2 protein-coding genes (1 of these 2 only partly in view) are annotated in these 14,208 nt (G+C 72.4%); both read right to left on the bottom strand.

Features of this window, described 5'->3' with window-relative positions:
- Positions 1-580, bottom strand: partial view of a type I polyketide synthase gene (locus tag E0L36_RS10225; protein ID WP_180928721.1) — the start only. 15,659 nt of this gene lie to the left of the window's left edge; 580 of the gene's 16,239 nt are visible here — the first part of the coding sequence; its start codon is at positions 578-580; its stop codon lies off the left edge, out of view.
- Positions 577-14,202 (bottom strand): SDR family NAD(P)-dependent oxidoreductase, encoded by a 13,626-nt coding sequence (locus E0L36_RS27560; protein ID WP_308416714.1) that lies wholly within the window; start codon positions 14,200-14,202, stop codon positions 577-579. Before E0L36_RS27560 ends, E0L36_RS10225 begins: the two co-directional genes overlap by 4 nt.
- Positions 14,203-14,208: the final 6 nt, after the last annotated feature.

The raw sequence follows: 14,208 nt of genomic DNA, 5'->3' as shown, positions 1-14,208 counted from the left end.
CGAACACGTACGACAGCCGCCCCGACACCACGCTCGCCGCGGTGCCGATGCCGAGGTATCCCTCGACCTCCTCCGGAACGGTGGGAAGCCGGGTGGCGTAGTCCTGTCCGTTCAGGCCGACGAACACGCCGATCCGACGTCCGGTGAGGCCCGTCGGATCGAGGGCGGCGCGCTCGAACAACTGCCAGGAGGTCTCCAGCAGCAGCCGTTGCTGCGGGGACATGGCGAGCGCTTCTCTGGGGCTGATGCCGAACAGTTCGGCGTCGAACTGGTCGGCGTCGGAGAGGAATCCGCCCTCGCGAACGTAGGTGGTGCCGGAGTTGTCGGGGTCCGGATCGTAGAGCGCGTCGAGGTCCCAGCCCCGGTTCGTGGGGAAGTCGGAGATGGCGTCAGCGCGGGCGGCGACGAGGTCCCACAGGTCCTCGGGGGAGGCGACACCGCCGGGGAACCGGCAGCTCATCGCCACGATCGCCAGCGGTTCCCGCTGACGCGCCTCGGACTCCTTCAGCTGCCGCCGTGTCTGGCGGAGTTCCGTCGTCGCACGCTTGAGGTAGTCAAGGAGCTTGGCGTCCTCGGTCATTCTGCGCTACCTCCCTGCGGCCCGGACGGTGGTGCCGAGTCGTCGAGTTCGTTGTCGAGAATCGCGAGCACCTCAGCCGCGGTGGCGGACTCGATGTCGCTGTCGTCTGGTTCCGGTTCCCGGTCCCCGGAGGCCGTGTTGCTGGTCAGTACGGACACCAGCCCCTGGAGCCGGGCCACGAGCCGTTCCCGGACGGCGTCGTCGGCGTCCAGGGACGACAGGGTGGTGTGGAGTTGGGCGAGGTTCGCGAACACCGGGTCGACCGTGGCGGATCCGACCAACTCAGCGCGGAGGTGGGCCGCGAGGGCTCGCGGGGTGGGGAAGTCGAACACCAGCGACGGGGACAGCCGACGCTGGACGGTGGCGGCCAGCCGGTTGCGGAGGTCCACGGCGGTGAGCGAGTCGAAGCCCAGGTCCTTGAACGCCCGGTCCGGGTCGATCTGTTCGGCGTCCGCGTGCGTGAGCACGTCGGCGACCGTGCCCAGGACCAGGTTGAGCACCACCTCGTCCCGTTCGTGTTCGGGGAGTTGGGCGAGGCGGGTGTCGAACGCCTCGGCTTCGCGCTCGGGTTGGTCGGATGGACGTTGCGGTGCGCCGTGTGCTCCCCACAGCACGGGGGGCAGTTCCCGACCCGATCGGGGTCCCACGTCGATCCCGGCCACGAGGGCCGGGAGGCCGCTGGCGAGGGCGGTGTCGAACAGCGCGAGTCCCTCCGCCGTGGACATCGGGGAACCCCCCTCACGGAGGATCCGCTCGACGTGTCGCGCGGCCAGGTCCCCTGTCATGCCGCTCTGTTCGGACCACATGCCCCACGCGATCGATGTCGCGGGCAGGCCCTCCGCACGGCGTTGGTACGCCAGGGCGTCGAGATAAGCGTTCGCGGCCGCGTAGTTGCCCTGTCCGGCGCCGCCTAGTACGGACACCGCCGAGGAGAACAGTACGAAGGCACGCAACTCACCGTGGTCTCGGGTGAGTTCGTGGAGATGTCGTGCGGCGTCGACCTTCGGGCGGAAGACGGTCGCGACCTGGTCGTCGGTCAGCGACATGACGGTGCCGTCGTCCAGCACTCCGGCCGTGTGGATCACCGCTGTGAGGGGATGGTCGGCGGGCACCGTTTCGAGCACGGTGGCGAGGGCGGTGCGGTCGCCCACGTCGCAGCTCTCCACGGTCACGTCCGCGCCCGCTTCCCTCAGTTCGGCGACCAACTCCGGCATGCCCGGCGCGTCGACTCCACGGCGGCCGAGAAGCAGCAACCGGCCCGCCCCGTGCTCGTGGACCAGGTGGCGGGCGACCAGCCCGCCAAGGGTGCCCGTCGCCCCCGTGACCAGGACGGTTCCGGCGCTGTCCAGCTGTGGCACCTCGTCGGCCGCTCGGCGTGGGACGGGCCGCAGACGGGGGACGAACAGCGCGCCAGCCCGCAGCGCGGCCTGTGGCTGATCGGCGGCGAGCGCTCCCGGCAGGGCGCGGAGCGACTCGTCACGCTCGTCGAGGTCCAACACGACGATTCGGTCCCGGTGTTCGGCCTGCACCGTGCGGGCAAGCCCCCAGACGGCGGCGCCGGTCAGGTCCGCCACACCACCCCCGTCGGTGGCCACCGCGAACCGGGTCACCAGTACCAGGCGGGTGGCGGTGAACCGTTCGTCCGCCAGCCACGATCGCACCAGCCGCAGCACCCGGGTCACCTCGGTCCGCGTCGCGGTCGGTGAGGACGGGTCGGTGGGCGCCACCGGGACGAGGATGTTGTGCGGAACGTCCCCTGGTGTGGCGTCAGTTGCGGCGGCCAGCTCGGTGAGTCCGGTGTACCGCTCAGTGACGGTGCCCTGGCCGCGTAGCGCCTCGGCCAGCTTGTTCTCCGCCGCGTCCAGCACCGCGTACCGCTGCGGCACCGTGGGCTGGGGCAGGGCGCCAAGGCCCTCCCAGCCCAGATGGTGCGGTGGCCGGGCCGTGCCCCGCCGCCACTCACGGACCTGTTCGGGGGATGGTGGCCGCAGGGTCACCTCGGCCACGTCAGCCACGGGTGCGCCGTCGCTGCCCGTCAGGTGCAGTGCGAGGGTGTCCGGTCCGCTGGGGGTCATCCGGGCGCGGATGTCGCCGGTGGCGTCCCGGACCGGCGCCACCTCCCGCCACTGGGTGGCCATCCGCGGTTCGGGGGTGGCGTCCATCGTCACCGCGGCGGCCACGCGCAACAGCGCGTGCATCAGGTCCGGGGGCAGGATGAACCGGCCGGTGGCGGTCTCCGCGCCCTCGGGCGTCCGGGCTTCCACGAGCACGTCGTCGCCGTGCCTCCAGAACTGGCCGAGCCAGTCGTGGACGTTCTCACCTGCGGCTCCGCACTCGATGAGTGCCTTCCGGACGGTGTCGTCGGGCATCGGCTCCGCGTCGACCGGGGGCCACGTCTCCGCTACGGCAGGCGGGTTGCCGTCGACCCGGTCTGTCAGCAGTCCGGTGGCGTGGCCGCGCCACTCGGCCTCGCTCTCGTCGGCTGGCCGGGAGTGGACGTCCACCCGTCGGTGTCCCGCGTCGTCCCTTCCGCCGACGACGAGTTGGACCTGGACCGCCTCATCCACCGGGAAGGTCAGCGGTTCGGAGAACGCGAGGTCCGCCAGCGCGGTGCATTGCGCCAACTGACCGGCGTACAGGGCCATCTCCAGCACGGCGGAGGACGGTACGACCACGGTTCCGTCCCTCGTGTGCTCCCGCAGCCACCCGTGGGTTTCCAGGGAGAGCCGGGTGAGGAACAACCGTGCGTCGGCGCCGGGCAGTTCGGTGACGGCGTCCAGCAACGGGTGTCCCGTCGGGCTCAGCCCGGCGAAGGGGACGTCCCTGGCCACCGCAGCGGTGGCGTCGAGCCAGTAGCGCTGGCGCTGGAACGCGTACGTGGGCAACTCCACCGGCTCGGCCTTCCCCGGCAGCACCCGCGACCACTCCACCGGCAACCCCACCGTCCACGCCGCACCCAGACTCCTCAGCAACTGTTCCGGTTCGGGCTGGTCACGGCGCAGGGTGTGCAGCACCCGCGCGTCCGACTCCGCCAACACCCCCGACAAGGCCAGCCCCAACACCGGATGCGGACCCACCTCCACGAACGCGCGGTGGCCCAGGGCGTGCGCGGTGCGCACCGCGTCCGCGAACAACACCGGCTCCCGCAGGTTCCGGTACCAGTAGTCGCCGTCCAACTCCCCGTCGGGAACCGGTTGTCCGGTCACCGTGGAGACCAGTACCGCTCCCGAACCGGAGCCCCGGTCAACGACCCCGGCCAGTTCGCTCCGCAGCCGTTCCTCCACCACCTCCACCTGCGCGTGGTGCGAGGCATAGTCCACCTCGATCAACCGCGCCCGCACCCCCAACCCCTCCGCCCGGGCACACACCTGCGCCACCCCCGACGGCGGACCACTCACCACCACCTGCCCCGGAGCATTGATCGCCGCCACCGACACCCCCTCCGGCAGCAGACCCTCCACCTCCGCCACATCCAAACCGATCGAGGCCATCGCACCCCCACCCGCCAACCCCCGCAACGCACGCGACCGCAACGCCACCACCCGCGCCCCATCCTCCACACTCAACCGACCCGCCACCACCGCCGCCGCGATCTCCCCCTGCGAATGCCCCACCACCACATCCCCCACCACACCCACACCCCGCCACACCTCAGCCAACGACACCATCACCGCCCACAACACCGGCTGCACCACATCCACCCGCCCCAACCACCCCTCATCAACCCCCAACAACACCTCACGCAACGACCACCCCACAAACGGCTCCAACGCCCGCTCACACTCCACCAACCGCCCCACAAACACCGAGCCAAGAACAGAACCCGCACCCGCACCCGACCCAGAACCCGCCGCCTCCAACAACCCACGACCCATCCCCAACCACTGACCACCCTGCCCCGGAAACACCAACACCGCCCCCGACAGCCCAGCAACCGACACCGACCGCTCCTCACCCGCCACCCCATCCAACCCCGCCAACAACTCCTCCACACCCGAACCCACCACCACAGCACGATTCTCCAACCCCGCACGCCCCACCAACCCCGCAGCCACACCAGCGATATCCACACCCACACCCGCCGCCACACGCTCCCGCACAAACCCCGCCAACCGCGCAGCCTGACCCCGCAACCCCACACCCCCACGACCCGACACCACCCACGACACCAACCCCAACTCCCCCACCACAGAAGCCGACCCCACCCCGGCGGGCCTCACCGACTCCGGCGGCTCCTCCAAAATCACATGCGCGTTCGTCCCACTCACACCAAACGACGACACCCCCGCACGACGCACCCGCGAGTCCGACACCTCCCACGGCACCGACTCCGTCAACAAACGCACCTCACCCGACGACCAATCCACATGCGGCGACGGCTCATCCACATGCAACGTCGCGGGAAGGCTCCCGTGCCGCATGGCCATCACCATCTTGATGACACCCGCCACACCAGCAGCCGCCTGCGTATGACCGATATTCGACTTCACCGAACCCAGCCACAACGGACGACCCCCCGCGCGATCCTGCCCGTAGGTCGCCAGCAGGGCCTGGGCCTCGATCGGGTCGCCCAGCGAGGTGCCCGTACCGTGCGCCTCCACCACGTCGACCTCGCCCACGCCCAGCCCAGCGTTCGCCAACGCCTGCCGGATGACGCGCTGTTGGGACGGGCCGTTCGGCGCTGTCAGACCGTTCGACGCACCGTCCTGGTTGACCGCCGAACCACGCACCACCGCCAACACCTCATGGTCGTTCGCCACCGCGTCCGACAACCGCTCCAGCACCAGCAGGCCCACGCCCTCGCCGGGACCGAAGCCGTCCGCGTCCGCTCCGAACGCCTTGCACCGGCCGTCCGCCGACAGCCCCCGCTGACGGCTCAGTTCGGTGAACAGCATAGGGCTGGTCATGACGGTGCTGCCGCCCGCGAGCGCCATGGAGCACTCGCCGGAGCGCAGGGCCTGGGCGGCCATGTGGAGGGCCACCAAGGACGAGGAGCATGCCGTGTCCACCGTCACCGCGGGGCCCTCGAAGCCGAACGTGTAGGCCACCCGGCCCGAAGCCACGCTCCCCGCGCTGCCGTTGGCCAGATACCCCTCCACCTCTCCCGGTGCCACGCCCACACGCCAGCCGTACTCGTGGTACATCAGGCCCGCGAACACGCCGGTCCTGCTGCCCCGCAACATCCCCGCGTCCACACCGGCGTTCTCCAGCGCCTCCCACGCCACCTCCAGCAGCAGCCGGTGTTGGGGGTCCATCGCCAGCGCCTCACGCGGCGAGATCCCGAAGAATCCGGCGTCGAAGAGGCCCGCGTCGTAGAGGAAAGCGCCCCGGTTGACGTACGTGGTGCCGGGCTGGTCCGGGTCCGGGTCGTACAGTCCGGCGGTGTTCCAGCCTCGGTCGGCGGGGAACTCCCCGATCGCTTCACCGCCGTTGGCCACCAGATCCCACAACCCCTGGGCGGAGGTGACGCCGCCGGGAAAGCGGCAGCCGATGCCGACGATGGCGATCGGATCGTCGTCCGGGGTGGCTGTCGTGGTGGACGGCGTGGAGGGGCCCTCCTCCCGCGTCTCGGGCTCGCCGACGATCCGGGTGGCGAGGTACCGCGCCACCGCCTGCGGGGTGGGTTCGTCGAAGACGAGGGTGGCGGGCAGCGCGAGTCCGGTCCGCGCGCTGATCCGGTTGCGCAGTTCGAGGGAGGTGAGGGAGTCGAACCCGATCTCGCGGAAGGCCCGGCCCGGGTCGGCCTCGTCCAGCGAGGGCAGGCGCAGCACCTCACCGACCTGTTCCCGGACGAGGTCGACGAGGGCGCGTTCCCGTTCGTGCGCGGGGAGTTGGGCCAGTTCGTCGGTGGGGAGGCCCGAACGGCCGGTGGTGGCCGGGGTGTTCCGCTGGGCGGTGACCCGAGCGAGGCCGCGGACGATGGCGGGCAACGGCTCGGCGCGCTCGGCTCGGGCTATGAGCGACGGGGTGTTGATCCGCGCGGTGACCACGGCGGCTTCTGGATGGGTGCGGGCCGCGTCGAGCAGCGCCAGTCCCTCGTCGGTGCTGATCGTCTCCACGCCGTATCCGGCCAGGCGTTGTAGTTCGATGTCGCCCATGTCGGCGGTGAGTTCGCTGCGGTCGGCCCAGAGACCCCAGGCGAGGGAGGTGCCGGGGAGTCCGGTGGCGGCGCGGTGCTGGGCGAGGGCGTCCAGGAAGGCGTTGGCCGCGGCGTAGTTGCCCTGCCCGGCGGTGCCCAGGATTCCGGCGACGGACGAGAAGAGGACGAACTCCACGAGGTCCCGCTCGCGGGTGAGTTCGTGGAGCGCGAGCGCGCCGTCCACCTTGGGGCGGAGGACGTGGGCGAGACGTTCCGGGGTGAGGGCGGAGATGATGCCGTCGTCCAGCACTCCGGCGGTGTGGATGACGGACGTGAGGGGCTGGTCGTCGGGGATGGTGTCCAGGAGCGCGGCGAGGGCCGTCCGGTCGGTGATGTCGCAGGCCGCGAGGGTGACGGTGGCGCCCTGGCCGGTCAGTTCGGCGTTGAGTTGTTCGGCGCCGGGGGCGTCCGGGCCGCGTCGGCTGACCAACAGGAGGTGGCGGGCGTTCTGTTCGGCCACCAGGTGGCGTGCGACGGCGGCACCGAGCACGCCGGTGGCGCCGGTGATCAGCGTGGTGCCGGGCGGTGCGTGGTGCTCCGTGTCGCTGTCCTGGGTGGTGCGTGGTTCGGCGGGCGCTAGGCGGGGCGTGTGCAACTGACCGGCGCGGAGGGCGTATTGGGGCTCGTCGGCGTGGAGCAGGGCGGGAAGTGCCCGGCCCAGGGCGGCGGGGTCGTCCACGTCGGCCAGTAGGAGTCGGCCGGGGTTCTCGGTCTGCGCGGACCGGACCAGTCCCCAGGCGGCGGCCGCTGCGAGGTCGGCGGCGGGCTCACCGGACCGTACGGCCACGGCGTTCCGGGTGAGCAACACCAGTCGGGCGCGGGCGAATCGATCCTCGTCCAGCCAGCGCCGGAGCAGGTCGAGCACGTGGGCGGTGGTCCGGTGGACGGCTTCGGCGGTCGGGTCACCGGGAGTCGCGGCCGTCATGGGCAGTGGGACGACGACGAGTTCGGGGCGGGCGGTGTCTTCGTCGATGGCGCGGGCGAGGGCGTCGAGGTCGGTGTGCTGGCTGCTGCCGATGCCCAACCCTCGGGCCACCGCCCGTCGTTGGTCGGCGTCGGGCCCGACGACGGCGACCGGCACGTCCCGGGCGGCCGTCGGCTGGCCGGTGAGCGCCTGCCACACGACGCGGAACATGCTGTGTGGCGGGACGCTGGAGGTCAGTCCGGCCTCGTTCGGCTGGAGGGGACGGAGCACGATCGACCGGGCGGAGAGCACTGGGCGCCCGGCGTCGTCGGTGACGGCGAGGGTGACCGCGCCGCTCTCGGCAGGCGTCAGCCGGGTCCGCAAGGGGCCCTCGACAGGCCGGTGGAGCCGTACGTCCGTCCAGACGAAGGGCAGCCGCAGGCTGTCCCCGGACTGACCGGAGGCGGCGTCGGCGGCGTTGACCAGGTCGAGTGCGACCGGCTGCAAGGCCGCGTCGAGCAGGACGGGGTCGGCGGCCGTTCCGGGGGGTCCGGCGGTCAGCCCTTCCGGCGATCCCACCTCAGCGAGGAGAGCGTCCCCGGCCCGCCACATCCGTCGCAGCGCGCGGAACCGGGGGCCGTGGTGGTATCCGTTCGCGGCGAGCCGCTGGTACGCGCCGGCCAGTTCCACCTCGTCGGCGGCGGGCGGTGGCCACGGCGCGGCGGCGTCCTCGTCGACGGGGTCGGTGTCGGGCGCGAGGCTGCCGCTGGCGTGCAGGGTCCACTCCGCCGTCGGGTCCGTGTCCGGGCGGGAGTGCAACGACACGGGGCGGTTGGCGTTGTCGTCCGCCGCACCGACGGTCAGCTGGAGCTGGATCTCCTCGTCGGATGGGACGAACACCGGGGCGCTGAGGACGAGTTCGCTGACGCGGGGGCTGCCGATCCGGGCAGCGGCCCACAGGGCGAGGTCGAGCACGGCCGTGCCGGGCAGTATCGTCCGGCCGTTCACCTGGTGTTCGGTGAGCCAGGGGTGGATCCGCGTCGACAGCTCACCGGTGAACACGGCGCCCTGCCCGTCGGCGAGTTCGACCGCGCCGGTCAGCAGCGGATGGCCGGGCCCGTCGGACGGCCGGGCGCTGGTGCGGGGCGGCGCGTCGGGCCAGTAGCGCTGCTGCTGGAAGGCGTACGGGGGCAGCGGCAGGCGTGGCGTGCCGGTGGGGAAGAAGTGCCTCCACTGGACGGGGAGTCCGGCGGCCCAGGCGGCGCCCGCGCTCCGGACGAGCTGTTCGGGTTCGGGCTGGTCGCGGCGGAGGGTGTGCAGCACCCGCGCGTCCGAGTCCGCCAGCACTCCCGACAGGGCCAGCCCCAGCACCGGATGCGGGCCGACCTCCAGGAACACCTCGTGTCCCTGGGCGTGTGCGGTACGCACCGCGTCCGCGAACAACACCGGCTCCCGCAGGTTCCGGTACCAGTAGTCGCCATCCAACTCCCCCTCGGGAACCGGTTGTCCGGTCACGGTGGAGACCAGTACCGCTCCCGAACCGGAGCCCCGGTCGACGACCCCGGCCAGTTCGCTCCGCAGCCGCTCCTCCACCGCCTCGACCTGCGCGTGATGCGAGGCGTAGTCCACCTCGATCAACCGCGCCCGCACCCCCAACTCCTCCGCCCGGGCACACACCTGCGCCACCTGCGACGGCGGGCCGCTGACGACCACCTGCCCCGGAGCGTTGATCGCCGCCACCGACACCCCCTCCGGCAGCAGACCCTCCACCTCCGCCACATCCAAACCGATCGAGGCCATCGCACCCCCACCCGCCAACCCCCGCAACGCACGCGACCGCAACGCCACCACCCGCGCCCCATCCTCCACACTCAACCGACCCGCCACCACCGCCGCCGCGATCTCCCCCTGCGAATGCCCCACCACCACATCCCCCACCACACCCACACCCCGCCACACCTCAGCCAACGACACCATCACCGCCCACAACACCGGCTGCACCACATCCACCCGCCCCAACCACCCCTCATCAACCCCCAACAACACCTCACGCAACGACCACCCCACAAACGGCTCCAACGCCCGCTCACACTCCACCAACCGCCCCACAAACACCGAGCCAAGAACAGAACCCGCACCCGCACCCGACCCAGAACCCGCCGCCTCCAACAACCCACGACCCATCCCCAACCACTGACCACCCTGGCCGGGGAAGACCAGCGCCACGCCGGGGTCTGGAAGGGCCTCACCCGTCACCACGTTCTCGGAGGGCCGTCCTTCGGCGACGGCGTCCAGGCCCGCGAGCAGCGTCTCGACGTCCGCGCCGACCACCATCGCCCGGTCCTCCAGCGGGACACGGCTACGGGTCAGCGCGGCGCCCACCTGGTGGGGGAGCGCCTCGGCGTCGGTGCCGCCCCGCTCCGCGCGGACGAAGACCGCGAGCCGCGCGGCCTGGGCGCGCAGGCCCGCGTTCCCACGGCCGGACACGATCCACGGCAGCGGGCTGCCGGGTCCGGGTGGGGCGAAGGGCGTGACCGGCGGGCGGCTCTCCGAGGGGAGCGCGCCCTCGTCGGAGGCTTCCCGGGCGACGGCGCACTCGGGCTGTCCGTGCTGAACTGGCTGCGGTGCGGGGGTTGTTGGGGTGGTCGGTGCGGCTTCGACGACGACGTGGGCGTTCGTGCCGCTGACCCCGAAGGACGACACACCGGCTCGGCGCGTGCCGCCGTCGGCGGTCCACGGCTGGGCCTCGGTGAGGAGCCGCACGGTCCCGCTCGACCAGTCGACGCGGGGGGTCGGCTCGTCGACGTGCAGGGTGCGGGGCAGCAGACCGTGCCGCAGCGCCATCACCATCTTGATGACGCCCGCCACACCGGCGGCGGCCTGCGTGTGACCGATGTTGGATTTCACCGAGCCGAGCCAGAGCGGGCGGTCCTCGGGGCGGTCCTTTCCGTAGGTGGCCAGCAGGGCGTCCGCCTCGATGGGGTCGCCCAGCGAAGTGCCGGTGCCGTGGGCCTCGACGGCGTCGACCTCGGCGGCACCGACTCCGGCGTTCGCCAACGCCTGCCGGATCACGCGCTGTTGGGACGGGCCGTTCGGCGCCGTCAGACCGTTCGACGCACCGTCCTGGTTGACCGCCGAACCACGCACCACCGCCAGTACGTTGTGCCCGTTCGCCACCGCGTCCGACAACCGCTCCAGCACCAGCAGGCCCACGCCCTCGCCGGGACCGAAGCCGTCCGCGTCCGCTCCGAACGCCTTGCACCGGCCGTCCGCCGACAGCCCCCGCTGACGGCAGAAGTCCAGGAAGGTGGTGGGGCTGGACATGACCGTGGCACCGCCCGCCACCGCGAGGGAGCACTCGCCGGAGCGCAGGGCCTGGACGGCCAGGTGCAGGGCCACCAGTGACGAGGAGCAGGCGGTGTCGACGGTCACCGCGGGGCCCACGAACCCGAACTCGTAGGAGATGCGGCCCGACGCGACGCTGGCGTTGCCGCCGGTTATCAGGTATCCCTCCAACTCCTGGGAGATCTCCTGTACTTGGAGGGCGTAGTCCTGGTAGGTCAGCCCGATGTAGGTGCCGGTCTGGCTGCCGCGCAGCGCCTCCGGGTCGGCTCCGGCGTCCTCCAGCGCCTCCCAGGCGACCTCCAGCAACAGGCGCTGTTGCGGGTCCATCGACAGCGCCTCGCGCGGTGAGATGCCGAAGAAGCCGGCGTCGAACCAGGCCGCGTCGTAGAGGAAGCCGCCGTGCCGGGTGTACGAGGTGCCGTTCCGCTCCGGGTCCGGGTCGTACAGTCCGGCGGTGTCCCAGCCACGGTCGGCGGGGAACTCCCCGATCGCGTCGCCGCCGTCGGTGACCAGGTCCCACAGTCCCTGGGCGGACGCGACGCCGCCGGGGTAGCGGCAGCCGATGCCGACGATGGCGATCGGCTCCTGGGCCAGGGCGTCCGTGGCCACGGCCGGGGCACCGTCGTCGACGTCGGTGCCGTGCTCCTCGGCCCCGAACAGTTCGGTGGCGATGTGCCCGGCGAGCGCGCGGGGGGTCGGCTGGTCGAACACCACCGCGGGCGGGAGGCGCAGGCCGGTGAGTCCGTTGAGCCGGGTGCGGACCTCCACGCCGGTCAGGGAGTCCAGGCCGAGTTCCCGGAAGTTGCGCCGGGTGTCCACGGTTTCGGGGGACGGGTGTCCGAGGACGGCGGCGGTCTCCTGGCGTACCAGGTCCAGCAGGGCCCGACCGCGGGCCGCGCGGTCCAGCGGGGCCAGTCGGCGGGCCAACTCGGTGCCTGACGACTCCTGTTCGGCGGCCTGCTGGCGTCGCGTCCCGGCCAGCCGCCGCGCCTCGGGGACGCCCTCCAGCAGGGGCCGCGCACGGGACGCGGTGAACGCCAGGAACAGCCGGTCCCAGTCCACGTTCGCGACGGTGAGGCAGGCGGCGTCCTCGGCGACGGCCACGCGGAGTGCCTCGACGGCCTGTTCGGGTCGCATCGGGAGCAGGCCACTGCGGTTGAGCAGCGTCTCCACCGCGCGGTGTTCCGTCAGGCCGCCGCCCGACCAGGGGCCCCAGGCCAGGGAGGTGGCCGGAAGCCCCTCCGCCCGGCGGTTCTCGGCGAGCGCGTCGAGGTAGGCGTTGGCGGGGGCGTAGCCGCCCTGCCGGGAGCCGCCCAGGGTGCCCGAGACGGAGGAGAACAACACGAAGGCGTCGAGGGGCAGTTGGCGGGTCAGTTCGTGCAGGTGTTGGGCGGCCTCGGCCCTGACTCGCAGTACCCGGCCGAGCTGCCGCGGTGTCAGGGTCTCCAGCGCGTCGCTGCCGGGGGCGGCGGCGGCGTGCACGACCGCGGTGAGCGGGTGTTCGGGCGGTACGGAGTCCAGGACGGCGGCGAGCGCGGACCGTTCCGCCACGTCGCAGGCGACGTTCGTCGTGGGGGTGCCGGCGGCGGTGAGTTCGGCCGCCAGGTCGTCGGCTCCGGCGGCGTCCGGGCCGGACCGGCTGACGAGGACCAGTCGGTCAGCCCCGCTGGCCGCCAGCCAGCGGGCGAGTTGCCTGCCCACCACGCCGGTGCCGCCGGTGACGAGCACCGTGCCGGTGGGCCGCCAGCCGGGGCCGTCCGGTTCTGGCGCCCGGTACAACCGCCGGACGAACAGGCCGTGTTGGCGGACGGCGAACTGGTCCTCCGTGCCGTCGTTCAGCGCGACGGCCAGCTGGTCGCCGATCCGCTCGTCCCACTCGGCGGGCAGGTCCAGCAATCCTCCGTAGCGGTCGGCGTGCTCCAGGCCGAACACCCGGCCCAGTCCCCACACGGCGGCGCGGGCCGGGTCCGGCGCGGCGTCGTCGCCACCGATCCCGACCGCGCCGGAGGTCACGGTCCACAGCCGCACCGGTTGCGGCAGGTCCGCGACGGCCTGTGTCAACGCCAGTTGTGTGGCGGCCAGTTCGGACGCCGTACCGGTCGGCTCCACCCGTCCCGACACCAGCGACAGGATCCCGGCCGGTGTCTCGGTCCCCGGAACGCCGTCCCGCGTCAGCAGCTCGGTGAGCGTCTCGCGCTCCGGCACGCCCCGTGGCACGGTCACCGTCCGGGCGCGGGCGCCGTCGCGGGTCAGGACGTCCCGAACGCCGGTCACGTGGGAGGAGTTGGCGTCCTCCTCGGCGCAGAGCAGCATCCACTCGCCAACGGTGGTGGCTCCGGCGGTGCCGTTCGCGGAGCGGGCGGCCAGTGGCTGCCAGCCGACGCGGTAGCGCCATCCGGCCGCCACCGACCGCTCCTCGCCGTGTTGGCGCCAGGACTCCAGCATGGGCAGGGCGTCGGTGACGCTCTGCTCGTCGCCGCCGGTCATCCGGCTCAACTCGGCGGCGTCGCCGTGGTGTACGGCGTGCCAGAACCGCTGTTGCCAGCTGTCCCCGACGGGGGTGGCGGGCTTCTCCGGCCGGGTGTCAAGCCAGTGGCGCTGGCGCTGGAAGGCGTAGGTGGGTAGCTCCACCGGTTCGGCCTTCCCCGGCAGCATCCGCCGCCACTGGACGGGGAGTCCGGCGGCCCAGGCGGCGCCCACGCTCCGGACGAGCTGTTCGGGTTCGGGCTGGTCGCGGCGGAGGGTGTGCAGCACCCGGGCCTCGGCCTCGGGGTCCGACTCCGCGAGTACCCCGGCCAGGGCGAGGTTCAGCACCGGATGCGGGCTCACCTCCACGAACGCGCGGTGGCCCAGGGCGTGTGCGGTGCGCACCGCGTCCGCGAACAACACCGGCTCCCGCAGGTTCCGGTACCAGTAGTCGCCGTCCAACTCCCCGTCGAGAACCGGTTGTCCGGTCACGGTGGAGACCAACACCGGACCGGTGTCCGAACCCGAACCCTGGCCCTGGTCGACGACCGGCGCCAACTCGCGCCGCAACTCTTCCTCGATGGCCTCCACCTGCGCGTGATGCGAGGCATAGTCCACCTCGATCAACCGAGCGCGTACGCCCGTCTCCTCCGCCCGGGCACACACCTGCGCCACCTGCGACGGCGGGCCGCTGACGACCACCTGCCCCGGAGCGTTGATCGCCGCCACCGAGACCCCCTCCGGCAGCAGACCCTCCACCTCCGCCACATCCAG

The organism is Streptomyces sp. AJS327, from assembly GCF_013450295.1.
Classification (GTDB): Bacteria; Actinomycetota; Actinomycetes; order Streptomycetales; family Streptomycetaceae; genus Streptomyces.
Note: the sequence above shows the minus strand (reverse complement) of the source record. Positions and strands in the feature narration are given on the sequence as shown.